The sequence below is a fragment of the Salinarimonas ramus genome (assembly GCF_014645695.1).
GTDB classification, from domain to species: domain Bacteria; phylum Pseudomonadota; class Alphaproteobacteria; order Rhizobiales; family Beijerinckiaceae; genus Salinarimonas; species Salinarimonas ramus.
On the sequence record NZ_BMMF01000001.1, the window covers coordinates 215,222 to 238,088 of the forward strand.

Consider the following 22,867-nt stretch of genomic DNA (forward strand, 5'->3'; position numbering starts at 1 on the left):
ATCGAAGATCATGAGCGGCCTGAACATTCGCGACCTGATGGCGGCGGCGGCGGGCGCCGCGGCGGAGAGCGGGGCGGGCGTACGCGCGCCGCGCCTCGCCGGCACGCCGCTCGCGGAGAGCGCGGCGACGCTGCCCGTCTCCCGAAGCCTCTCGCCCGTCGTCCTCGTGGGCGTGGTGCGCGCGCTCGAGGCCTTCATCGTCGTCGCGAGCGGGCTCGTGGCGCATTCGGTCTATCTCGGCGGCGTCGTTTCCTTCCACTACTGGATCGCGCTCGCCTCCATCGGCGTGCTCGCCCTCGTCACCTTTCAGGCGCTAGGCGTCTACTCGATCGGCGCCTTCCGTGCCTTTTTCCGCGTCGGCACGAAGCTCGCGCTCGGCTGGACCGTCGTCTTCCTCCTCGCGCTCGCCGCCGTCTTCCTCCTGAAGGTCGGCGAGGCCTTCTCGCGCGTGTGGCTCGTGAGCTGGTTCGCGGCGGGTCTCGCCTGCCTGACGATCGCGCGCATCGGCATCGCCATGGTGTTCACCGCCATGACGCGCGCGGGGCGCTTCGACCGGCGCACCGCCATCGTCGGCGGCGGGCCGTCGGCCGAGAGCATGATCAAGGCGCTCGACGCCCAGCCCGACACCGGCGTGAAGATCGTCGGCGTCTTCGACGACCGCTCCGACGAGCGCTCGGCGGACGTGGTGGCGGGCTATCCGAAGCTCGGGCGCGTCGACGACCTCGTCGACTTCGCCCGGCGTACGCAGCTCGATCTCGTCATCTTCACGGTGCCGATCTCGGCGGAGGAGCGCATCCTGCAGATGCTCTCCAAGCTCTGGGTGCTGCCCATCGACATCCGCCTCGCCGCGCACACCTCGAAGCTCAGGCTGCGCCCGCGCTCCTATTCCTACATCGGCTCCGTCCCCGTCCTCGACGTCTTCGATCGGCCGATCGCGGATTGGGACCTCGTGCTCAAGTGGATGTTCGACAAGGTCGTCGGCACGCTCCTCCTCGTCATGCTTTCGCCCGTGCTGCTGGCCACCGCCATCGCCGTGAAGCTCGATTCGAAGGGGCCGGTCTTCTTCAAGCAGAAGCGCTACGGCTTCAACAACGAGCTGATCGAGGTCTTCAAGTTCCGCTCGATGTACACCGACATGTCGGACGCGACCGCGGCGAAGCTCGTCACCAAGGACGACCCGCGCGTGACGCGGGTGGGACGGATCATCCGCAAGACCTCCATCGACGAGCTGCCGCAGCTCTTCAACGTGGTCTTCTTCGGCAACCTCTCCCTCGTCGGCCCGCGCCCGCACGCGCTCCACGCCAAGGCCGCGGACAGGCTCTACGACCAGGTCGTCGACGGCTATTTCGCCCGGCACAAGGTCAAGCCCGGCATCACCGGCTGGGCGCAGATCAACGGCTGGCGCGGCGAGACCGACACGCAGGAGAAGATCCAGCGGCGCGTCGAGCACGACCTCTACTACATCGAGCACTGGTCGGTGTTCTTCGATCTCCAAATCCTGGCCATGACGCCGGTGTCGCTGCTCTCCAAGAACGAGAACGCGTATTGAGCCTCGCCCCGACCATCGGCCCGGCCCCCACGTCGACGCGCGGGCCGACCGTCGCGGCACCCGTCCGCCGCCGGTTCTCCGCACGCGTGGAGCACGGGGCGCTGTGGCTCATGGGCTACGGCGGCGGCTTCGCCTTCGTCGAGCCCTCGCCCTGGGAGCTCGGCTTCTTCCTCGTCCTCGTCGTGCTCGGCATCGGCGGCCTGCGGCTGCATCGCTCCAGCCTGCCGATGGTCGTCTTCCTGGCGCTGTTCAACATCGGCGGCGTCTTCAGCCTCGCGCCGTTCCTGCATGACGGCGATTCGGTGATGTTCATCGCCGTCTCGATCTACCTGATGGCGACGAGCATCCTGTTCGCCTCCATGGTCCTCGACGACGGCGCCGCCCGCGTCGCCGCCCTGCGCGGCGGGCTGACCTGGGGCGCCGCGACGGCGAGCGTCGCGGGCATGGTCGGCTATTTCGACATCGCGGGGCTCGGCGCCCTCTTCACCGTCAACGACCGCGCCTCGGGCACCTTCAAGGATCCGAACGTGCTCGGCACCTTCGTGATCTTCCCCCTCGTGCTGCTGGCTCAGGACATCCTGACGGGCCGGGGCCGATTCTGGCGCAACGCGATCCTGTTCACGGTCATCTTCACGGGCGGCGTCTTCCTGTCCTTCTCCCGCGGCGCGTGGGGGCACGCGGTCGTCTCGCTCCTGATGATGACGGCGCTCACCTTCCTCTTCGCCGCGACGCCGAAGATCCGCATGCGCATCCTCGGCCTCGTCGCCCTGGCGCCCGTCGTCGGCGTCGGCGCGCTGGGCGCCGCGCTCTCGATCGAGCCGATCCGCGAGATGTTCGAGGTGCGCGCGAGCCTCAACCAGTATTACGACGTCGGGCCCACGGGGCGCTTCGGCAATCACGCCCGCTCGCTGCCCACGCTCTTCGAGAAGCCCAACGGCTACGGGCCGCGGCAATTCCGCTACCACTGGCCGGAAGACCCGCACAACGTCTACATCAACGCCTTCGCCTCCTACGGCTGGCTCGGCGGCATCGCCTATCTCGCGCTCACGGCGGCGACGCTCGTCGTCGGCTTCACGACGGTGGCGATGCGCTCCTCCCTGCAGCCCGTCGCCATTGCGGTGTGGTCGACGCTGTTCGTCCAGATGCTGCAGGGCTTCCTCATCGATACCGACCATTGGCGCCATTACTACCTGCTGCTCGGGCTGATCTGGGGGCTCTTCGCCCTGGCGCGGCTCGAGGCGGCGGGTCTCGTGCGAGGACAGCCCCGATGAACGAGATGCGACCGCTTCCCCACTCGCTCGCCGCCGCGGCCCCGCCGGCCATCGCACCGGTGACGATCCTCGGCTCGGACGCGCGCGTCACCTGCGGGGTGATGGACTATTCCCGGAGGCTCGTGGAGGCGATCGACGCGATCGCGCCCGGCCTCGTGCGCATCGAGGCGGTGGAGACCACGCGTCCCCTCGCCTTCCTGCGCGCCATCGTCTCGCGCCTGCGCCGGGGCGAGACCGTGCACGCGCAGCTCCCGATCGAAGGCTGGGGCAACTCGCTCCTGCCGGGCGTCGCGCTCTTCCTCGCGCGCCTCGCGACCCGGCGCGGGCGCATCGTCGTCACCCTGCACGAATGGATGTCGCTCAACCGGCTGCGCTACCTCTCGCTCCTGCCCGATGTCGTCGCCACGGACGCCTTCGTCTTCGTGTCCGAGCAGCAGCGCGCGGCCTTCCGGAGCTCACCGGTGGTCTCGCACGCCAAGCGCGACGCGGCCGCGATGATCCCCATCGGCCCCAACATCCTCGCACGCCCGGGCGACGAGGCCGCGATCGCGGCGCAGCGTGCGCGCATCCTCGCGAACGGCGACGGGCGCCCCACCTTCGCCTTCGGCTTCTTCGGCGTGCTCTACGCCTCCAAGCGTCCCGAGCTCCTGCTGGAGACGCTCGCCGCGCTCCGTGCGAAGGATCTCGACGCGCGGCTCGTCGTGTGCGGCGACTTCCTCCACGACAAGCCCGAGGATCGCCCCGCCTTCCTCGCCAAGGCGGAGGCGCTGGGCGTTCGCTCGGCGCTCGACTTCCGCGGGCGCATCGACGACGAGACCGAGCTGATGACCGTGCTCGCCGCCTGCGACGCCTTCCTGCTGCCCTACACGGACGGCGTGAGCGTGCGGCGCGGCACGTTCCATGCCCTCGCTCAGATCGCGCGCCCGATGGTGACGACGCTGCCGGAGCGCGCGGACGAGTTCGCGCCCTTCCCCGCCCTCGCGCGCAAGATCGAGAACCCGGCGACGAAGCTCGTGCCCGTCGACGCGCCGGCCGAGCGCTTCGCGGAGGCGCTCCTCGCGGCGCACGCTGCGCGCGAGGAGGCGATCGGGGTGGACCTGATGGCGCTGTGGGAGGAGGCGGCGCGCGGCCACCTCGCGCTCTACGAGGCGCTGCGCGGATAGGCCGGCTCCGCGGTGGCGCGGACCGCGAGGAGGCTCGCGCCCAACATCGCCGCCGCCGCGACGATCTCCACCCCGAGCCGCACCCAGGCGAGCCGCGTCGGCTCCCCTCCCGAGGCGAGCAGCGCCGCGCCGGCGAAGACGAGCGCCGCGCTCGCGAGCTGGATCGCCATGATCTGCCGATCGCGCCCGTACACGACGAGAACGCCGTTGTTGCAGGCGCTGTTGACGGCGATGAGCGGCAGGATGAAGGCAGCGATGCGCAGCACGTCCGCCGCGCCCGCGTAATCCGCGCCGAACAGGATGTGCACGATCGGCTCCGCGAAGACGAAGAGGAAGCCACCGAGCGCGAGGCCGAGCGCGGTGAGCGCCGCGGCACCACGGCGGAAGACTCGCGCGGCGCCGGCGGGATCGCGCATGCGTCGGCTCGCGATCTCGGGCATGACCACCTGCATCACGGGCCAGAGCGCGTTCGCGGCGCCCATCACCACGCGCTCGGCGGCGGCGTAGATCGCGACCTGCGCGGGGGCCATGAGGAAGCCCGCGAGATAGACGAGGCCGAGGCCCGGCGCCGCGCTCGCGGCCTTGGCGACGAAGAGGGACGCCCCACCGGTCAGATGCGCGCGAATTCCCCGCCAGGCGGGACGCGCCAGACCCACGCGCCGTGCCATCATCGTATGCCCGACGAGCACGGCGATCGCGAGAGGCCCCGCCTGCAGGGCGAGGACGAGCGCCGCGTCACGCGGGCCGTAGGGCACGAGGAAGACGAGCAGGAGGAAGGCCGCGAGCGCACCGATCTCGAGGAAGGCGTAGACCTGCGCACGTCCGATCCCCTGGAAGAACCAGCCGGGGGCGAGGCCCAGCGTCAACCCGAGCGCTGCGGTCAACGCGACGAGCGCGCCGTCGCCCTGGAGCGTCGGCAGGAAGAGGCCCGCGAGCGCGCCGGCGAGCGCCGCCGGCAGGCAGAGCACGAGCTTCGCGGCGACGATCTCCCGCGTCGCCCGCCCCGCCCGCTCCGCCTCGGATCGCGCCTCGGCGACGGCGCGGGCGCCGTAGCTGGAGAAGCCGTATTCGGGGGCGAGCATGACGAGGTAGGCGAGCGCCTGCGCGCTCATCAGGGCGGCGAAGGCGTCCACCTCGAGCCGCCGCGCGACGATGGGCAGGACGAGGACGGGAATCACCAGCCGCGCCAGTTGGGCGCCGTAGACGGGAATGAAGGTGCGCAGGATCACGGGGCAGCTCGCACGGAGGGCGCTCGGCGCCGGGTCTGCGAGCATCTCACCCGATCGCGCTTGAGAAAGCGTTGCGGCGCGGCGATTCGCGCCGCGTGAAATCGTATGCATCGAAAAAGGGGGCCCGCCGGCGGATGCCGGCGGGCCCAAGGTGCTCTCGATGTACGCCCCCACAGGCGCACGTGGCACTCTATGACGTCACGCGATCCCGAGCAACAGCAATCTTCGCATATGTTAGCGCATTTTGCCCGAGCGCGCGCTCAAACCTTGCGCATACGGCGCACGCGGCGCTGCACCTGAGGGGGGCGATGGATGGCGGCGGCGACCGTCGTCGCGAGCTCGACCAGCTTGCGGCGCACGCCCGTGTCCTCGATGTCGATGAAGGCCTGGACCAGCGCACGACCGTCCTCGGTGGAGAGGATGCGGCGCGCCTCGATGTCGGTCTCGTACGGCGTGCCGGCCTCCTCCAGCCCGTCTTCGCCGACGAAGAAATTGCCGATCGGGTAGTTCAGCGCCCGTGAGACGGCCCACAGACGGACCGCGCCGATGCGGTCGGTGCCGTTCTCGTATTTCTGTACCTGCTGGTAGGAGACGCCGATCTCACGCGCCAGGCTCTGCTGATTCATCGAGAGCTCTGCGCGGCGGCTCTTCATACGCGCACCGATTTGGTAGTCCAGCTCTCCGGTCTGCTTGGTCGAAGAACGCTTACGGCCACCATCCGACATGTTCGCCCCTCCATCTGCACCGCAACGTCCGCTCTGCGTCGTCTTCGCGACACCCGGTCCCACGCCGGGCCGATCAGCCGCGGCGTGTCCGGCGAAAGAGATGTGACATCGAAAGCCAGCCAACGCGTTCGCTGCCGAGTGGAGCCTGCGCGGACCGGTTCCGAGCACCGGTGTTCCGCAGTATCTGTCGTAGCAATCTTCGCGTGTCAAACGAAAACGAGCAAAAAAGCCCTCGGAGGTTCATTTTGCGCGCTATTCGGGAAATCATTCCGAGTAAACGTTAAAGTTGAATTGCTTCTCTGCACCTACGGCGGGCGCAGATCGCGCCTGGATCGTTCGATTGACGCTATCTAATACTACCATCGCACGCAAGTCTTCGGATTGGGAATTGTGGTCACGCCGCACGCGGCCCCGATCTTCTGCTTCGGGCACGCCTCCGCATAGGCATCACCGCGCAACCCGCGCTGGACCCGCCGCCGGCGCACGGCGGTGATCGATGGAAATCGAGATCGATGCGAGTCGGCGCTTGCGTCCGCCGGCCCGACGGGTTATCCCCTCCCCACGTCGGAGCGTAGCGCAGCCCGGTTAGCGCACTTGTCTGGGGGACAAGGGGTCGTGGGTTCAAATCCCGCCGCTCCGACCATTCTTTCGAAATCGCAGGCTTCAGAAATCGAGGGACGACCAGCTCGCCCGCTCATCGCGCGCGCGAGCGCGATCGGCTAGGCTCCAGGGCACGACGATTCGCCCGCAACGAGCCCGGAGAGCCGCCCCGTGACGTCCGCTTCCACGAGCCGCACCCTGCCCTCCCTCGTCTTCGTCGCGCTGGCGGCCCTGGCGCTGGGCGCCTGCACGCAGACGAGCGCACCCGAGCAGGCGAGCGGCCCCTCGGCCCGAGCCGCGAGCCTCGCCCTGCCGGGCTCCTCCGCGTGCGCGCGCGAGATCCGCGCCTTCCGCGATCTGCTCGATCGCGACAACGAGACCGGCTTCGTCGGAGCGAGCGTCTATCGGGACGCCACGCGCGACCTCGAGGGCCCGGCCGCCACCTGCCGTGCCGGCGACGACGCCGCCGCGCGGGCCGCTCTTCGGGCGGTGAAGACGCGCTACGGCTATCCCGCCTGAGACGCGAACGCGCGCGCGAGGAAGAGCGGCATGAAGGGCGGCGTCCGCGCCGGATCGAGCGCGTCCGCCCGGCGCACCACGTGCACCGCCGCGAGCTCCGGCTCCGCCTCCTCGGCGAGATGTCGGCGGATGCGCGCGGCGAGCGGCTCGGCGTCCTCGCGCGCGCAGACGTGCCGGAGGAGCGCGCAATAGCCGTCGATGCGCACGATCGTCCAGCCCGTCGCCTCCACCTCGTCCGGCCGGATGCCGGTTTCCTCCGCGAGCTCGCGCAGAGCCGAGCCGGCGAGATCGACGCGGCCGTCGGGCGTCACGTCGTCCATGTCGGGCGTGCCGCCGGGAAAGTAGAGCCGCCCGCCGTTCGCCGTGTGCCCCGCCATCTCGCCCACGATGAAGGCTCCGTCGCGCCCCCGCAGGGCCGCGAGAGCGAAGCCGTTGACGACGCTCGGATCGGGAAAGCCCTGCGCCTTGAAGGCGAGGAGCGTCGCGTAATCCACGGGGAAGTAGGTCGCCTCGTAGAGCCCCCGAGCGATTCGGGGCGCGCGCGCCATCAGCACCGTGCCGTTGAACAGGCGCGGCTTCGCGGCCGACGCCCGCTCCCAATGCGCCGCGATCGCCGCTTCGTTCGCCGCGCGCCAGTCCCAGCGGAAATGCGGGTCGTAGCGCGCCTCGACCCGGGCCACCTCGGCGAGGAGGGGCTCGCCGGTCATGCGAAGAGCTCGCCGCGGGCGACCACGACCGCGCCGCCGCCGATCTCGGCCGAGACGAGCGCGCCCGTCTCGATGACGAGCTGGAGCGCGATGACGCTCGGCCGGCCCATCTCGACGCCCTGCTCGATGAGGACGTCGTGCGTGCCGTCGCCCATGGGCTCGTGCTCCATCAGCGCGCCGGCGAAGGCGGCGGCGGCGGAGCCCGTCGCGGGGTCTTCGCGCACGCCGGCGCCGAGCCCGGTCCCCACCATGCGCGCGCGGAAGGCGAGCCCCTCTCCCTGAGGCACGCGCGTGTAGACGTAGGCGGCCGGATGCGTGCTGTCGCTGAACACCGCCTCGAAGTGCGGACCCGGCGCGATCCGCGCGAGCGCCTCGGGAGAGCGAACCGGCACCAGATCGTAGGGGACGCCGGCCGTATGCCGGCTCGGCGCGTGGCGGTCGAAACCGACGTCCTCGGGATCGAGGCCGAGCGCCATGGCGCAATCGGCCGCGCTCTTGCCCTCGCCGAACGGCGTCGGGAGCTTGGGCAGCCGGAAGCGCGCGCGCCCGGAACGCTCGCCCGTGAGCTCGGCGACGCAGGGCACGATGCCGACGGTCTCTTCCAGCCCGAAGGCCTGCGCGTCGGCGCCGCCCGAGCCGTGCTTGAGCGCGAGCAGGACCGCGGAGCCCACCGTCGGGTGGCCGGCGAAGGGAAGCTCCAGCATCGGCGTGAAGATGCGCACCCGTGCCCGATGCCGCGAATCCTCCGGCGGCAGCAGGAACACCGTCTCCGAGAGATTGAACTCGCGCGCGATGCGCTGCATCGCCTCGGTATCGAGGCCCTGCGCGTCGAGCACGACGGCGAGCGGGTTGCCCTCCAGCGCTGTGTCGGTGAACACGTCGAGGACGGCGTAGCGGCGGGACATGCGGGGCCTCTGGCTGCGTGAAGGGAGTGTGGTCCGATCCGCCCTTCTTGGATCAGGCGGGTGCGGGAGGCAAATCGATCTCGACCACGACCGGGCAATGATCGCTCGCCCGCGGCCGGTCCCAGCCGATCCGCGGATAACGGTCGGCGCGGGTGGCGAGGTGGCCGATGGAGCGGTCCGGATGAGCCGGATCGAGGGGCACGCGGTAGGGCAGCCCGCGCCGGAGGATCTCGACCCGAGCGCCCGGGTTCGCAGCCGCGAGCGCGGGCGAGAGGAGCACGCGATCGAGCTGGACGTGCCGCTCGGCGAGGACGCGCCCCTCCGCCGTCTCGCGATGGAAATAGGTCCAGCGCTCGCCCGGCGGCAGGCTCCGCGCGGGATCGACCGCGAAGTCGTCGAGCAACGGCTCGAGGCCGCTGTCGGAGACGTCGACGATCGCGCCCCCCGGCAGGATCGCCGAGGTCGCCGCGTTGAGGTCGCCGGCGACGATCCACGACGCCTCGCGCCAGCCCGCGCCGAACCGGCGCTCGACGATGGCACGCACCGCCCGCGCCTCGGCGCGCCGCAGGACGGGCGAGCCGCTGCGCGGGCCGTAGCCGGTGGACTTGAAGTGACAGATGAAGATCGTCAGCGACGTCTCGCCGAGATCGAGGTCGACCTCGAGGCAGTCCCGGTTGAACACGCGCGACTCGGCCGCGATACCCATGGCGGCGAGATCGTCGTCGTGGACGCCGAGATCGGCGAAGGTCGCCTCCCGCCACGAGCGCGAGCGGATCCGCGCCTCGTCGTCGACGAGGTCCTTGCGCGCGCAGAAGGCGACGTCGATGCCCCGCGGGTCGTTGCCGGGCTCGAGGCGCATGTGCCCGTAGCGGATGTCGCCGAGCGCATGCACGTAGTTCGAGAGGAAGGGCGCGAGGACGCCCAGCCCGTCGACCTCCTGCAGGCACAGGATGTCGGCGCGGGTCTCCGCGATGGCGAGCGCGGTCGCCAGGCGCTCGTCGTCCTCGAGCGCGACCGCGATCGCCGCCTGGATGTGATCGCGCATCTCGGGGTCGGCGAAGTCGAAGAGCGAGAGCGCCGGCCCCGTCTGCGGCCGCGCCTTCGGGCCGTAGGCGTTACGCGAGACCAGGTTCTCGACGTTGAAGGTGGCGATCCGCAGGCGCATGCGCGCGATGCTACCCGAGACCCACCGTCTGCGCAGCCTTGGCGAGGAGCCCCTTCTTGTTCGGGTCCTCGATGATCTCGACGATGTTGCCGTCGGGATCGCGGAAATAGGCGAACTTCAGGCCCTTCAGGTCCGGCGTCTCGTCCTCGAAATGGCACGGGTCGCCGTGGAAGACGTAGCCCTCGCCCTTCATCGTCTCGTAGGTGGCGTCGACGTCGTCGACGAGGAAGCAGACGTGCTTGGAGCCCGGTACGTAGGCTTGGGGCTGCACCTTCGGCTCCTGGGGCGTGCGCATCTCGATGAGCTCGACGGCGACGCCGCCGGAGACCTCGTAGAAGGCCACCCGCGCCTCGCCGTGCTCCGCCTGGATCTGGCGCGAGAAGCCCTCCGAGCGCGTGATGGTGCCGCGCTGCGTGGGGCTCTTGCCGAGCAGCTTGTCGTAGAAGGCCATCGCGACGTCGAGGTCGCTGACGATCATGCCCACGTGGTGCAGGCGCGTGAGGGTCGTTGTCATGGGACGCTCCCGTTGCGGTTCGAACGTCCCGCGCCAACGGGAGCGCACCGCTTCGGTTCCGACCTGCACCCGCGCTGCGACCTCAGACCGGCTCGACGGGGAAGCGGCGCGTGGGGGCGACGAACTCGTCCTGCGCGGCCACCGTCAGGATCTCGCGCGAGCCGTCGTCCTGCGTGCGCTTCAGGAGCCCGAAGACCGACGCGCCCGCCTCCGCGAGCGCCGTCTCGGCGGAGCCGGTGCGGGCGCGGTGCACGAAGAAGAGCGCCGCGATGGCGTCCCCCGCGCCGTTGACGTCGACCGAGAGCTTGGGCGTACGCAGCCGCCAGAAGCGACCGCCCTCCCCCGCCAGCATGTCGATCGAGCCCGCGGGCGTATCCGCCACGTGGAGCGAGGTGACGAGCACGACGCGCGGCCCGCGCGCCTGCACGGCGGCGACCGCCGCCTTCGCCTCGTCGAGCGTGCGCGTCTCACGACCGGCGAGGAAATCGAGCTCGAACTGGTTGGGCGTCACGATGTCCGCGGCGGGGACCGCGTGGTCGCGCATGAATTCCGGGATACCGGGGCGAACGAAAACGCCGCGGCCGACGTCGCCGATCACCGGATCGCAGCAATAGAGCGCATCGGGGTTCGCCGCGCGCACCCGCGCCACGGCGGCGAGGATCGCCGTGCCGATGTCCGAGGAGCCCATATAGCCCGAGAGCACCCCGTCGCAGCGCGGCAGCACCCCGCGCTCGGCGATGCCCTCCACCAGCTCCTCGATCGCCGGCCCGTCGAAGACGCGGCCCTTCCAGGCGCCGTAGCCGGTGTGGTTCGAGAACTGCACGGTGTGGATCGGCCAGACCTCGCAGCCGAGCCGCTGCATCGGGAACACGGCCGAGGCATTGCCGACATGGCCGTAGGCGACGTGGGACTGGATGGAGAGGATGTTCATCGAAACCTCCGACGGCGCGCGCGTCTCCCCTGTAGCAAAATCGCACGAGGGGTGACAGTCGCTCATCGCGCGGAGGGAAGGGGCCGCTCGTGCGGCCCCTCCCGAGCTGCGCGATCAGAAGGTCTGGAACGTCCCGCGCTCGCGCAGCTGGTCCACCGTGAAGACCTCGCCACCGAACTCGAAGTTCTCGACACCGGTCAGCGTGTCGGTCCCGTCGTTGCCGATCACGACCACGTCGCCCTCGTCGTTCACGCTGATCATGTAGGCCTCGATCGGCCCCTCGAACACGGCCGTGTCGTTGCCTTCGCCGCCGATGATCACGTCGTCGCCGGCACCGCCGGTCAAGATGTCGTCGCCGCGGTCGCCGAAGAGGACGTCATCGCCCTCACCACCGGACACCTCGTCGTCGCCCTGGCCGCCGAACAGCGTGTCGTTGCCGACGCCGCCGTCGATGAAGTCGTCGCCCTGGTTGCCGAAGATGAGATCGTTGCCGCCCTGGCCGAACATGATGTCGTACCCGCCCATGCCGTAGGCGGTGTCGTCGCCCTCACCGGTGAAGAAGCGCTCGCGCGGGGCGTCGCTGCCGGTGAGGGTCTCGGTATCGTTCGTCCCGGTGACCGGCATCGCGCCCGCATCGAGCGCGAGGCCCGGCGGGATGACCGGCGGGCCGCCCATGACCTTCTCCAGCTTGGCGGCATCCGGGTTGCCGAGGTCCAGGCTGAAGCCCGTGTCCGTCCCGCTCGGCGTCGTCTCCAGGACGACGCCCGTATTCTGGTTGCTCGATCCGATTTCCATGCTCGTCTCTCTCGTGTGCTGAACGCCGGCCGCCGGGCGACCGACCTCGTTTCAGGCGGCGGGGCGCAGGTCAGCCCCGCCGGGTCGCGTCGTCGCGTCAGGCGTTCTCGGCCATGGCGCGCAGGTCGTCGGCGGAGTACATCGTGCCGGCGAAGTTGAAGGCCTCGACGTTGGAGACGAGGTCGGAGCCGTCGCCGGTCCCGTCGTCGTCGCGCTGCGTCACGCGGATCGCATCGCCCTCGATGAGGATGCGGTACTGCGCGATGTCGAGGCCGAACTGGGCGATGTCGATGCCCTCGCCGCCGTCGATCACGTCGTCGCCGCGATCGCCGACCAGCGTGTCGTCACCGAGGTCACCGTTGAGCATGTCGTTGCCCTGCCCGCCGAACAGGGTGTCCATGCCCTGTCCGCCGTTGACCACGTCGTCACCCTGGCCCGCACGCACGACGTCGTCGCCCTGCCCGGCCGAGACGGTGTTCGCGCCCGCGTCACCATCCAGCGTATCGGAGGTCGGCGCGCTCGCGTTCATGGCGTAGGCCCGCAGGTTCTCGACCGAGATGGTCGCGTTGCCGAACTGGAAGCTCTCCACCCCGCTCACGAGATCCGATCCGTCCGCACCACCGTTCTTGTGCGTCACGCGGATCTGGTCGCCCTCGATGGTGATGTCGTACTGCGACAGGTCGCCGGAGAACCGGGCCGCGTCGAAGCCTTCGCCGCCGTCGATCACGTCGTCGCCCTTGTCGCCCGAGAGGACGTCGTCGCCGGCATCGCCGAACAGCATGTCATTGCCCTGGCCGCCGTAGACCATGTCGTTGCCCTGGCCGCCGTGGACGTTGTCGTCGCCCTGGCCGCCGAAGACGTCGTCGTCACCAGCCCCGCCCGTCACCACGTCGTTGCCGAGATCGCCGAAGACCTGGTCGAACCCGTCACCGCCATGGACCTGGTCGGCGCCCTGGCCGCCGTGGACCGAGTCGTTGCCCGCGTCACCATGGAGCACGTCGTCGCCCAGGTTGCCGAGCAGCTCGTCGTATCCGATGCCGCCGAAGATGGTGTCGTTGCCGTCGTCGCCGAAGAGTCGATCGAAGCCGGAATTGCCGTAGACGACGTCGTTGCCCTGGCCGCCGAGGATCGCATCCGCACCGCCCATGCCGACGAGGTTGTCGTCGCCCTGGTTGCCGTAGATCGTGTTCACGGCGTCGGTTCCGGTGATGGCGTCGTTGCCGCCGAGCCCGAAGACCGCGTCGCGAGCGTCGGACATCAGATACACGTCATCGCCCTCCGTCAGGCGCGCAGGAGCGAGCTCCACGACCTCCGCGAGAGCGGCGGTCAAGGGATTGGCTTCGGGGTCGATCGTCGCCGGGTCGATCACACCGGCCTGGAGAAGCAGCGTGTCGAGCTCCAGCTGGTTGGCGATGGTCGCCTCCTGCACGACGGTGCGGGATCCGTCGGGCGCCACGGAGACGACGGTGGCCTCGACCCGCACATCACCGCCCGGCTCGGACGGCCCGAAGGTCTTCGTGTCGACCTCGAAGGCGCCGTCGCGGCTCGTCATCGTCCCCGTGCCGATGGGCCGGCCCTCGGCCTGCCCGAAGTTCACGTAATGCTCCACGGCCCTGAACGTGTTGCCGTTGTACATGGCCGCGACGTCCGGGTTGGCCTCGAGATACGCCTGCGGATCGAAGCCGATGGAGAGGGCCGACTCACCCGTTACAGGATCGACGGTATCGGCCAGGGTGAGCATCTGCGCATGCGCCTCCAGCAGGCCCTGAGGCTTGCTCAGAAGGTCGAACCGCGCCGGATCGGACGCGATCCAGTTCATGATCGTCGGGATCAGGGGTGCGAACTCCCGTGCCACCGCCTCGTTGGGGAACTGGATCGGCGCGACGACTTGCTCGAGCCCTGTTCCCGGCGCGTTCTGGGTCACGCCCGGGAAGCCCGGCACCGGCACCGCAGGCGGGATCGACTGGATCTCCATGGTCACGCCGGCCTCGGGGTGCATCTTGAACAATGCCGCGAAGGGTGTGCCGCCACTCTCCTCCGGGGCCGAGAAGGTCTCCACGGCGTAGAAGGCGGTGCGATCCGTGTTGATGAACTCCCACAACAGCTGGTCATCCGACTTCGGGGGGATGCGCGGATCGAGAAGGTCGCCGAGCATCGTCGGCTGGAGCAGGAAGTTGCGCACCTCCGCCAGTGCCGGCCCTGTCACGACGGCCTCCCAGGGCCAGCCGCCGACAGGCATCTCGACCGGCTCACCTCCAGGTGTCGTAGGATTGGCGAAGATCGGCGGGTTCTCGCCGAACGGCGTCTTCACCTGGCCGCTCAGGAACACCGCCGCCACGTCGTCCACCCAGCCGTCCAAGTCGCCCTCGGCGAACTCCTCGTCCGTGGTCTGGGCGGGATCGATCCGGGAGGAGGCGAGGCCAGTGAGCAGCGCGTCCGACCCGACGATCTCCATGAGCCTCTTGTCCTCCTTGGGAAGGTAGATGTAGGGGATCAGGCCCTGCGGTCCGTTCTTGACGATCTCGGACTTGAGAATGTCGTCGGGTATATATCCCGATGTAATGACGAGCATGTCGGAGAAGTTGCGCTCGACGTCGAACGTCGATTCCCTCTTCTCGCGATCGTAGCCGTCGATGATCTTGCCGGTGTCGACGCTGTAGAGCACTAGCTCCGGTACGTCGTGAGCGATAGCGAAGTTGTCCAGATCCGGGACGAAGTCCGAGCTAACAGGCTGACCGTCTATCTTCAGTGTCTCTTCGTGGCGGTTGAACATCACCTCCTTACGACCACCCGGAAGATCAACTTTGCCGATGGCGAACTCGTCCGGGATCGGCTTGAACACGTCCATGTAGAAGTTGTTGATCACGTCGTCGAGGCCGATGATCTTCATCAACGAGCCCACGGCGAGGCTCAGGCCGGCGGTCGCGGCCGCTTTCGTGGTCGCGAAGGCCGTCGCCAGGCTGCCGAGCGCGAATTGCGCCTCGTCGGACGCGCCGAGCGCGTCCAGGACCGCGCTCGCAGCGACCACGAAGGCGTCCGGCGTCGGCTTGATCAGGTACTGCGACACGGCATTCATCGTGTTCACGATCTTCCCGGCCTCGCCGCCGAGCTGCTCCGCGAGGGCGCTCAAGCTCGCGTCGAGCAGGCTCGCACCCGTGAGCTGGCCACGCTGCTCCGCGACGTTCAGGTTGAACGCGTCGCGAGCGAAGGAGGCGACATCGCTCAAGCCGTCCGGCAGATTGTCCTCCAGCAGACGGTAGATGTGGTTGCCGACGTCGAAGCCCGAACCTGGCTCGCCGTTGGCGAAATCCTTGAGGGCGTTGGTGAAGTCCGCATTGTCGAACATGCCCTCGAAGAACTGCCGCGCAGGCCCGTCACCCAGCCCGTCGAGGAAGCCGGACACGAACGGGTTCGACTGAATGTCCCTCAGCGTACGCTCGAAAGGATCGACGAGGTCGTTGATCTCAACGCCGAGCAGCGTCTCGGTCACCGCCTGCGGGTCGGCAACACCCAACTTTTGATAGTGCTTGAAGACGTCGTAGGTCGGGCTCTCGAACTCGGCCTTCGTCAGGCCGGGATTGGACAGGCGCTGCGCGATGTCGGGCGGCAGCGTTGAGCCCGGAAGGGCCGGGTCCGGCACGTTCAGCCAGTCCGACGGCACGTCGATCGTGCCGAAGGTCGTGTTGTCGTCGATCACGAGCTGGTCGACGGGCACCTCCTCGCCCGGGGCCAGCACGCCGTCGAGATCGCCGGCACCGGCATTGGCCAGGAAGGTGCTGCCCGGATCGACGATCGAGAGATCGCTCTGGAGGTCCTCACCGAACTTCGGCGTGGCGTCCTTCTCGAAGGTCTGCGGAATGTCGCCCCGCAGGATCCGGCCCACCTCGTCGGGCGTGAAGGTGACCGTACGGCCGGCCATCGCATCCGACTGCGCGATCTGATTGCGGATGTTCTCCAGCTCCGACTGGAGCTGCTCGTCGCTCATGGTGCGCGCATCGGGACCGAGAACCGCCCGCAGCCAGTTCAGGTCCTCCTGCGTGCTGACGAAGTGGTCGAACAGCGAGAGGTGGGACACCTGCTCCAGGCCCGCTCCGGCCTTGGCCTGGGCGGCGGCGTCGATGTTGAAGTAGCCGTTGCCGCCGAAGGGCAGGCGCAGGCGCTCGAGGCCCTCGAAGCTGAGCGTGCCGCCGGATGCGTAGTTGTTGTTGTAGGCGTCGATCGAGCGCTCGCCGTCCGCCACGAGATCGTTGAACTGCGAGACGTCGAAGGAGTCCTGCGAGAGCTGCGCGGACTGCTCGCTGAGCTCGTTCGAGCGCTGCGACGTCGTCGCGTTGAGCTTCTGGTTGTCGATGTTGGAGATCTGGGTCTGCTTCTCGCCGATGGCCGCGGTTATGTCGTTGAGCGCGGCGATCAGCGGGTCGCGCTGCTCGGGCGGCGCGTTGGGCCCGAAATCGTCGAGGATGCGGTTGAGCCGCGCCTGCTCCTGGTTCAGCTCGTCCAGCTGGTCCGTGAGCACCTCGCGCTGACCGTCGAGATTGCCGATGTAGCTGTCGAAGTCGGGTGCGTTCGGGTCGAGCTCGGGCTGGTTCGCGAAGAGATCCGTCGTCTCGGCCGCCTGCTCCTGCAGGAGATCGTCGGACGGGCGGGTATATTCGTACATGTCCTCGCTGACCTGCGCCTGGCGCACCTCGCGCTCGTCGGCGAGCATTTCGGGGATGCGGCCCTCGAGCAGACGCAGCTGCGTGAGCGAATTCTGGACGTTCGTCACGACCTCCTGGACCGTGGGATGCAGCGTTATGATCATGGACGCTCCCATCTTCGAACCGCCGTTGGCGAGGTTCTGGATCTGGTCCAGGGCGATCTGGACCGACTGTGCATCCGCGATGCCGCGCGTCCGCTCCAGCGCCTCGTTGCCGACGTTGAGGATCTCGTTCTCGTACGTCTTGATCAGGTCGACTCCGTTCGCGAGCGCTTGCTGGTAGTCGTCGGCATAGAGAAGATCGAGCTGGCGCGTCGTGCCGTCGGGATTCATGGCGGTCAGCAGCTGATCGAGCGTCGGCAGCGGAATGGCGAGCGGGATGTCGACGCCGCCGGGAAGCTCGGTCGTCTGGACGCCGGTCGGATCCTGGGTCGGGGGAGCCGTCGTCGCGTCGGGCTGCTGCTCGCCGCCGCCCGGGAGCCAGCCCTGCACGCGATTGTAGAGCTCCGCGACGAATTCCGGCGCGAGCGTGACGGCTGCGCCGCCCAGGCCGATGAGGCCCGCACCCCACTGGAATGGCGTTCCCCAGTTCGACGTCGCCGCGGGAGGTGTCGCCGACCCCGCCTGCGAGACGATCTGCGTCGTGTTCAGATATTGCTTGGCGAAGGCGTTGCGGAAGAACTCGACCTTGTCCGCAAGGTTCTGCCCCTTGAAGCCCTGATTCTGCAGCGCTTTGGTAACGTCGTCCTTCAGCTGCGAATCGAACTCCTCGCGACGCCTGCGCTCCTCTTCTTCCGGATCGGGCGGGGGGCCGCCCGTGCCCGAAGCCGCCTGCGAACCCTGGCCGGCCTGAGTGTTGCCCTGCCCGGCCTGCGTATTGCCCATGCCGGTCTGGCCCGACCCCGTGCCGACCGGCGGCTGTCCGGTTCCGGGAATCGGCTGCCCTCTCGGGCCGAGGACGGTCCCCGGCGGAAGGTTGTTCCCGGGATTCTGCCCGGGATTGAGGCCGCCCTGGCCGCCCACGTTGAAGAGCGGCTGGCTCGGATCCCAGATATCGCCGAGCGGATTGAGCTCGAAGCCGCCGTCGATCGGATTGGTGAAGTCGACGGTGATCGGGTCGGAGGGCAGCGACGTGACGTCCTGCTGGGGCGTGGTCGGGACGGGATCGCCGACGATGCGCCTGTTGATGCCCTCGGCGCTCAAGCCGACATATTCGAGAGGCAGGGCGGTCACCAGAGACGGCGTGCTGGGGACGAACCGCTCGAAGAACGCGGACGCGGCCTCTGCCGGGATACCTTCGTACACGCGGAACTGGCCGTCCGCACCCACGGCGACGAGCGCGACCTTGTCCGGGTTCGCCCGATTGTAATCGAAGGCGCGCCTCTGCGCCTCGCCCTGGGTCGCCACGACGACAGGAGCGATCTGGCCGTCCGCCGGCGCGGGCGTCTCGACGACCGGCGCCTCGACGACCGGCGTCTCGGTGACGGGGGGCGCCGTCTCGGCACCGGGATCCCAGATCGTGCCGTTCGGATTGCCGGTGTAGCTCGGATCGCCGATCGGGTTGTCGAAATTGACCGTCGGCGGTGCGGGGGTCGTCGGCGCCGGGATGGACGGCAGCGCCCGATTGATCTCGCGCTGGATATCCTCGGAGACGCCGAAATTGCCCTGGGCGTCACGGCCGAAGATCTGCCGACCGTCGACCCTGATCTCCTCGAGCGTCCCGTCCTGACGGAAGAACGCCTGCGCTCCCGGGATCTGTTCCTGGACGAGGCTCGCAAAAGCGTTCTGCGCCTCCGGCGTACGGAACTCCTCGCTGGCGAACGCGCGCTCCATGTCCGCCCAGGTCGTCGTGACGGTCTCCGCGCCCTTGTTCACGAGGTAGGAGCCGAAGCTCGCGGTACCGACGAGGAGCGCACCGATGAGCTCGCCCGTGCCGACGACGGCATTGCGGGCCCACTCCCACCAAGGAATGTCGCCCGCCAGTTGGAAATCCGGCTGTCCGGAATCGATGCCCAAGCCGCTCGCGTCGGCGGTGCCCACGCCGTTCTGGTTGAAGGGGCCGTAGATGTTGGTGTTGACGGAGTCCATGGCCGATGCCCTCAGCTTGAATTATGCTGAATGCATCTATGTCATGGTTTATGATTACGTCAATGAAAATTGTATACAAAAGGCTTATGGATTACTCCAAAACATATGTCATGCATGAGTATCATCGCATATCGTAGAGCCCAGCACATCCAGCGACAAAGGGCACGCACCAGACCGTCCGAGCAACGAGAACGGGGCGAGACGCGGATCGCAGCTCGTGCGCCCGCCTCTCGCCCCGTCGGGGTCGCTCACGCGACCGGTGACCGCTTCGAAGGTCCGTGCCGTCGATCAGTTCTTCGACTTGTCGACGAGGGCCTTCTCCTTGATCCACGGCATCATGTCGCGCAGCCGCGCGCCGACCTCCTCGATCGGGTGCGCGGCGTTGCGGGCGCGGGTCGCCTTGAAGGAGGTCTGCGCCACCTTGTTCTCGAGCATCCAGTCGCGGGTGAACTTGCCCGACTGGATGTCGTCGAGCACGCGCTTCATCTCGGCCTTCGTCTCGGGCGTGATGATGCGCGGGCCGGTGACGTACTCGCCGTACTCCGCCGTGTTGGAGATCGAGTAGTTCATGTTGGCGATGCCGCCCTCGTAGATGAGGTCGACGATGAGCTTCACCTCGTGCAGGCACTCGAAATAGGCCATCTCCGGCGAGTAGCCCGCCTCGGTCAGCGTCTCGAAGCCCGCGCGGATCAGCTCGACGAGGCCGCCGCAGAGCACGACCTGCTCGCCGAACAGGTCGGTCTCGCACTCCTCGCGGAAGGTCGTCTCGATGATGCCGGCGCGCCCGCCGCCGATGGCGGAGGCGTAGGAGAGGCCGAGATCGTGGGCGTTGCCCGTCGCGTCCTGGGCGATGGCGACCAAGCACGGCACGCCGCCGCCGCGCAGGTACTCGGAGCGCACCGTGTGGCCCGGGCCCTTCGGCGCGACCATGAGCACGTCGAGGTCGGCGCGCGGCGTGATCAGGTTGAAGTGGACGTTCAGCCCGTGCGCGAAGAGGAGCGCGGCGCCCTCCTTCATGTTCGCCTCGAGGTGGTCCTTGTAGATGTCCGCCTGCAGCTCGTCGGGCGTGAGCATCATGACGACGTCGGCCCAGCGCGCGGCATCGGCGACGTTCATCACCTTGAGGCCGGCGGCCTCGGCCTTCTTGGCGGTGGGCGATCCCTCGCGCAGGCCGATCGCGACCTCGCCGACGCCGGAATCCTTCATGTTCAGCGCATGGGCGTGGCCCTGGCTGCCATAGCCGATGACGGCGACCTTCTTGCCCTTGATCAGGTTGATGTCGGCGTCGCGATCGTAATAGACGCGCATGGTCTCGTTTCCCTTCTTGCCGGGGGGCGCGCCCCCTCGTCTCCAGTCCTGCCGGGGCTCGCCCCGCCCGCTTGCGGTTCGTTGCGCGAGCAGCCCGCCTCGCGCAACATCGCTACGCGCTCGGGCTCGCTTGTAGCCGGGATGTCGCCGCGCGCAAGGCCGGGCTGAGCGAAATCGTTTCCCACCCGCGAAATCGGCCGCCCACGCGCGACGCGTCGCCGCTCGCGTGTTATCGAGGGACGCGCGCGAGCGCAATCACGAGATCGGAGGATGCGGCATGGATCGGGACGCGGGTGGAGGGCCGAGCGCTGGCGAGATCGTCGCCTTCTGGCGCGATGCGGGGCCGCAGAAGTGGTTCTCCAAGGACGAGGCGCTCGACGCCGAGATCCGCGAGCGCTTCCTCTCGACCTACGAGGCCGCGGCCGCCGGGCGTCTCGACGAGTGGGAGCTCGAGCCCGAGGGCTCGCTCGCGCTGCTCATCCTGCTCGATCAGTTCCCGCGCAACATGTTCCGCGGCACCAAGGACGTCTACCGCTCCGATCCGCAGGCGGTGCTGCTCGCCGAGCGGGCGATCGAGCGCGGCCACGACAGCGCCTTCGATCCGCCGATGTGTCGCTTCTACTACCTGCCCTTCCAGCACGCCGAGGACCTCGCCGCACAGGACCGCGCGATCGCCCTCAACGAGGCGGCGGGGGACGAGGACGGCGTGAAATGGGCGCGCCACCACAGGGACATCATCGCCCGCTTCGGCCGCTTCCCGCATCGCAACGCGATCCTCGGCCGCGAGACGACGCCCGAGGAGGCGGCGTTTCTCGCCGAAAGCGATTTCCGAGGCTGACGAAGGCGCGGGCTCAGGTCTGGTCGCGCTCGATCCATTTGGGCACGACGGGCGGAACCCACGCGTCGAAGGCGTCGAGCAGCGCGCCCGGCTCGTACGCCGAGAGCAGCATGCCGCGATGGCCCTCGCGCATGAAGCCCTCGGCGACCACGTGGTCGAGGAAGGCCTCGAGCTTGCTCCAGAAGCCCAGCACGTCGAGGACGCCCACGGGCTTCACGTGCGTGCCGAGCTGCGCCCAGGTCCAGATCTCGAAGAGCTCCTCCAGCGTGCCGACGCCGCCCGGCAGCGCGACGAAGCCGTCGGAAAGGTCCGCCATCTTGGCCTTGCGGGTATGCATGCTGTCGACGACGTGGAGCTCGGTGAGCCCCGGATGCGCGATCTCCTTGTCGACGAGCATCTGCGGGATGACCCCCACCACCTCCCCGCCCTTGGCGATGACGGTGTCGGCGATGACGGCCATCAGCCCCACCGACGCCCCGCCGTAGACGAGGCCGATGCCGCGGTCGGCGAGAGTCTCGCCGAGCTTGACCGCCGCCTCGCGGTAGGCGGGATCGCGTCCCGGATTGGAGCCGCAGAAGACGCAGATGCGAGGCATGACGGTCGGTTCCCGGTGGTGGTCGCTGACGGATGCGATGCTCCGTAGCCGGTGGCGGGCGCCCTGTCGAGCACCCGCCGCCGCTCGTCACGGGCTCAGTCGACGTCCTCGACGTCCGCCGTCGTGCCGTAGACGCGCTGCGCCAGCGCCGCTTCCATGAACGGGTCGAGCTCGCCGTCGAGCACGTCGCCGGGGCTCGTCGACTGCACGCCGGTGCGCAGGTCCTTCACCATCTGGTAGGGCTGCAGCACGTAGGAGCGGATCTGGTGGCCCCAGCCGATGTCGCTCTTGGACGCGCTTTCGGCGTTGGCCTTCTCCTCGCGCTTCTTCAGCTCCGCCTCGTAGAGGCGCGCGCGCAGCATGTCCCAGGCCTTGGCCCGGTTCTTGTGCTGCGAGCGCTCCTGCTGGCAGGCCACCACGATCCCCGTGGGGAGGTGGGTGATGCGCACGGCGGAATCCGTCGTGTTGATGTGCTGGCCGCCGGCGCCGGAGGCGCGGTACGTGTCGATGCGGCACTCGCTCTCGTTCACCTGGATGTCGATCTTGTCGTCGACGACCGGGTAGACCCAGACCGAGGCGAAGGACGTGTGGCGGCGGGCCGCAGAATCGTAGGGCGAGATGCGCACCAGGCGATGCACGCCCGATTCGGTCTTGAGCCAGCCGTAGGCGTTGTGGCCCTTGATCGCGAGCGTGGCGCCCTTGATCCCGGCCTCCTCGCCCTCGGAGATCTCGAGCACCTCGACCTTGAAGCCATGGCGATCCGCCCATCGCGCGTACATGCGCTGGAGCATCTGCGCCCAATCCTGGCTCTCGGTGCCGCCGGCGCCGGAATGGACCTCGAGATAGGTGTCGTTCGAGTCCGCCTCGCCGGAGAGCAGCGTCTCGACCTGGCGGCGCTGCGCCTCCGCCTCGATGTTGCGGATGACCGCCTCGCCCTCCTGGATCGTCGCGTCGTCGCCCTCGGCGTCGCCGAGCTCGATGAGCGTGATCGCGTCGTCGAGCTCCTGCTCGAGACGGCGGATGGCGGCGATGCTGTCCTCGAGCGAGGTTCGCTCGCGCATCACCTTCTGCGCGGCGTCGGGGTCGTTCCAGAGGTCGGGGTTCTCGGAGAGCGCGTTCAGCTCCGCGAGGCGGCGTTCTGCGGTATCCCAGTCAAAGATGCCTCCTCAGCAGCCCTATGGACTGCTTGGCGGTCTCGACCAGCGATTCGATCTCGGCGCGCATGGGCTCGAAGCTCGTTCGGTGGTGGGGTGAAACGGATGCGCG

At 68.8% G+C, this 22,867-nt stretch carries 17 protein-coding genes and 1 tRNA gene; 6 read left to right on the forward strand and 12 right to left on the reverse strand.

All coding sequences use genetic code 11. The annotated features are described in order from the left end of the window. Positions 1-10 precede the first annotated feature (10 nt). The 3 genes from IEX89_RS01070 to IEX89_RS01080 are packed head-to-tail and all read left to right on the forward strand — an operon-like array spanning position 11 to position 3,983. Positions 11-1,549 carry an undecaprenyl-phosphate glucose phosphotransferase gene (locus IEX89_RS01070; RefSeq protein WP_188908584.1) on the forward strand — a complete coding sequence of 513 codons (1,539 nt, stop codon included), beginning with the start codon at positions 11-13 and terminating at the stop codon, positions 1,547-1,549. Next, positions 1,546-2,820: an O-antigen ligase family protein gene (locus tag IEX89_RS01075; RefSeq protein WP_188908586.1), complete on the forward strand. Its 1,275-nt coding sequence runs from the start codon at positions 1,546-1,548 to the stop codon at positions 2,818-2,820. The genes IEX89_RS01070 and IEX89_RS01075 overlap by 4 nt, the downstream gene beginning before the upstream one ends. Beyond that, entirely contained in the window at positions 2,817-3,983 is a 1,167-nt protein-coding gene (locus tag IEX89_RS01080; protein WP_188908588.1) for a glycosyltransferase, read from the forward strand. Before IEX89_RS01075 ends, IEX89_RS01080 begins: the two co-directional genes overlap by 4 nt. Here the strand turns inward: IEX89_RS01080 and IEX89_RS01085 are convergent. Together IEX89_RS01085 and IEX89_RS01090 are read right to left on the reverse strand one after the other, a co-directional pair. Beyond that, positions 3,962-5,212, reverse strand: coding sequence for a lipopolysaccharide biosynthesis protein (locus IEX89_RS01085; RefSeq protein WP_188908590.1), 1,251 nt, complete (start codon positions 5,210-5,212; stop codon positions 3,962-3,964). The two genes, IEX89_RS01080 and IEX89_RS01085, sit on opposite strands and share 22 nt — an antisense overlap. A gap of 260 nt (positions 5,213-5,472) precedes the next feature. Next, the gene (locus IEX89_RS01090; RefSeq protein WP_188908592.1) at positions 5,473-5,937 is read right to left on the reverse strand and encodes a helix-turn-helix domain-containing protein; all 465 of its coding nucleotides are present in this window, start codon (positions 5,935-5,937) and stop codon (positions 5,473-5,475) included. A 565-nt stretch (positions 5,938-6,502) separates the two neighbouring features. Between IEX89_RS01090 and IEX89_RS01095 the strand changes: the two genes are divergently transcribed. Together IEX89_RS01095 and IEX89_RS01100 are read left to right on the forward strand one after the other, a co-directional pair. Then, positions 6,503-6,580: transfer RNA gene (locus IEX89_RS01095), tRNA-Pro, on the forward strand. A gap of 128 nt (positions 6,581-6,708) precedes the next feature. Then, on the forward strand, positions 6,709-7,056 hold the full coding sequence (locus tag IEX89_RS01100; protein WP_188908594.1) for a hypothetical protein: 348 nt from the start codon (positions 6,709-6,711) through the stop codon (positions 7,054-7,056). Here IEX89_RS01100 and IEX89_RS01105 read toward each other — a convergent pair. The 8 genes from IEX89_RS01105 to ilvC form a co-directional block, all read right to left on the reverse strand. Beyond that, complete coding sequence (locus IEX89_RS01105; RefSeq protein ID WP_188908596.1) at positions 7,044-7,763, reverse strand: NUDIX hydrolase; 720 nt, start codon at positions 7,761-7,763, stop codon at positions 7,044-7,046. The genes IEX89_RS01100 and IEX89_RS01105 overlap by 13 nt on opposite strands. Next, positions 7,760-8,668, reverse strand: coding sequence for a PhzF family phenazine biosynthesis protein (locus IEX89_RS01110; RefSeq protein WP_188908598.1), 909 nt, complete (start codon positions 8,666-8,668; stop codon positions 7,760-7,762). The genes IEX89_RS01105 and IEX89_RS01110 overlap by 4 nt, the downstream gene beginning before the upstream one ends. A gap of 52 nt (positions 8,669-8,720) precedes the next feature. Continuing rightward, a complete protein-coding gene (locus IEX89_RS01115; protein ID WP_188908599.1) occupies positions 8,721-9,833 on the reverse strand; it encodes an endonuclease/exonuclease/phosphatase family protein in 1,113 nt (370 codons plus the stop codon). A gap of 10 nt (positions 9,834-9,843) precedes the next feature. Beyond that, complete coding sequence (locus tag IEX89_RS01120; RefSeq protein WP_188908601.1) at positions 9,844-10,347, reverse strand: VOC family protein; 504 nt, start codon at positions 10,345-10,347, stop codon at positions 9,844-9,846. Between the two features lie 82 nt (positions 10,348-10,429). Further along, positions 10,430-11,278: a pyridoxal kinase PdxY gene (gene pdxY / locus IEX89_RS01125; protein WP_188908603.1), complete on the reverse strand. Its 849-nt coding sequence runs from the start codon at positions 11,276-11,278 to the stop codon at positions 10,430-10,432. A 114-nt stretch (positions 11,279-11,392) separates the two neighbouring features. After that, positions 11,393-12,073 carry a calcium-binding protein gene (locus IEX89_RS01130; RefSeq protein ID WP_244645045.1) on the reverse strand — a complete coding sequence of 227 codons (681 nt, stop codon included), beginning with the start codon at positions 12,071-12,073 and terminating at the stop codon, positions 11,393-11,395. Between the two features lie 97 nt (positions 12,074-12,170). Next, positions 12,171-18,860: a hypothetical protein gene (locus IEX89_RS01135; protein ID WP_188908605.1), complete on the reverse strand. Its 6,690-nt coding sequence runs from the start codon at positions 18,858-18,860 to the stop codon at positions 12,171-12,173. 288 nt (positions 18,861-19,148) lie between these two features. Beyond that, positions 19,149-20,168: a ketol-acid reductoisomerase gene (gene ilvC, locus IEX89_RS01140; RefSeq protein WP_188908607.1), complete on the reverse strand. Its 1,020-nt coding sequence runs from the start codon at positions 20,166-20,168 to the stop codon at positions 19,149-19,151. Between the two features lie 277 nt (positions 20,169-20,445). Here ilvC and IEX89_RS01145 point away from each other — a divergent pair, with 277 nt between their 5' ends. Next, positions 20,446-21,006 (forward strand): DUF924 family protein, encoded by a 561-nt coding sequence (locus tag IEX89_RS01145; protein ID WP_188908608.1) that lies wholly within the window; start codon positions 20,446-20,448, stop codon positions 21,004-21,006. Positions 21,007-21,019: 13 nt separating this feature from the next. Here IEX89_RS01145 and IEX89_RS01150 read toward each other — a convergent pair whose 3' ends face one another. Continuing rightward, complete coding sequence (locus IEX89_RS01150; protein ID WP_188908611.1) at positions 21,020-21,601, reverse strand: LOG family protein; 582 nt, start codon at positions 21,599-21,601, stop codon at positions 21,020-21,022. A 95-nt stretch (positions 21,602-21,696) separates the two neighbouring features. Continuing rightward, a protein-coding gene (gene prfB / locus IEX89_RS01155) for a peptide chain release factor 2 (protein WP_188908613.1) occupies positions 21,697-22,825 on the reverse strand; the annotation gives its coding sequence in 2 pieces (ribosomal slippage) (positions 21,697-22,755 and positions 22,757-22,825; 1,128 coding nt in all). Positions 22,826-22,867: the final 42 nt, after the last annotated feature.

Excerpts from the sequence above, each read along its gene's own strand:
- IEX89_RS01070 (WP_188908584.1), top strand. The coding sequence starts at position 11 with ATGAGCGGCCTGAACATTCGCGACCTGATGGCGGCGGCGGCGGGCGCC.
- IEX89_RS01080 (WP_188908588.1), top strand. The coding sequence starts at position 2,817 with ATGAACGAGATGCGACCGCTTCCCCACTCGCTCGCCGCCGCGGCCCCG.
- IEX89_RS01090 (WP_188908592.1), bottom strand. The coding sequence starts at position 5,937 with ATGTCGGATGGTGGCCGTAAGCGTTCTTCGACCAAGCAGACCGGAGAG.
- IEX89_RS01105 (WP_188908596.1), bottom strand. The coding sequence starts at position 7,763 with ATGACCGGCGAGCCCCTCCTCGCCGAGGTGGCCCGGGTCGAGGCGCGC.
- IEX89_RS01110 (WP_188908598.1), bottom strand. The coding sequence starts at position 8,668 with ATGTCCCGCCGCTACGCCGTCCTCGACGTGTTCACCGACACAGCGCTG.
- IEX89_RS01115 (WP_188908599.1), bottom strand. The coding sequence starts at position 9,833 with ATGCGCCTGCGGATCGCCACCTTCAACGTCGAGAACCTGGTCTCGCGT.
- IEX89_RS01120 (WP_188908601.1), bottom strand. The coding sequence starts at position 10,347 with ATGACAACGACCCTCACGCGCCTGCACCACGTGGGCATGATCGTCAGC.
- pdxY (WP_188908603.1), bottom strand. The coding sequence starts at position 11,278 with ATGAACATCCTCTCCATCCAGTCCCACGTCGCCTACGGCCATGTCGGC.
- IEX89_RS01130 (WP_244645045.1), bottom strand. The coding sequence starts at position 12,073 with ATGGAAATCGGATCGAGCAACCAGAATACGGGCGTCGTCCTGGAGACG.
- IEX89_RS01135 (WP_188908605.1), bottom strand. The coding sequence starts at position 18,860 with ATGGACTCCGTCAACACCAACATCTACGGCCCCTTCAACCAGAACGGC.
- ilvC (WP_188908607.1), bottom strand. The coding sequence starts at position 20,168 with ATGCGCGTCTATTACGATCGCGACGCCGACATCAACCTGATCAAGGGC.
- IEX89_RS01145 (WP_188908608.1), top strand. The coding sequence starts at position 20,446 with ATGGATCGGGACGCGGGTGGAGGGCCGAGCGCTGGCGAGATCGTCGCC.
- IEX89_RS01150 (WP_188908611.1), bottom strand. The coding sequence starts at position 21,601 with ATGCCTCGCATCTGCGTCTTCTGCGGCTCCAATCCGGGACGCGATCCC.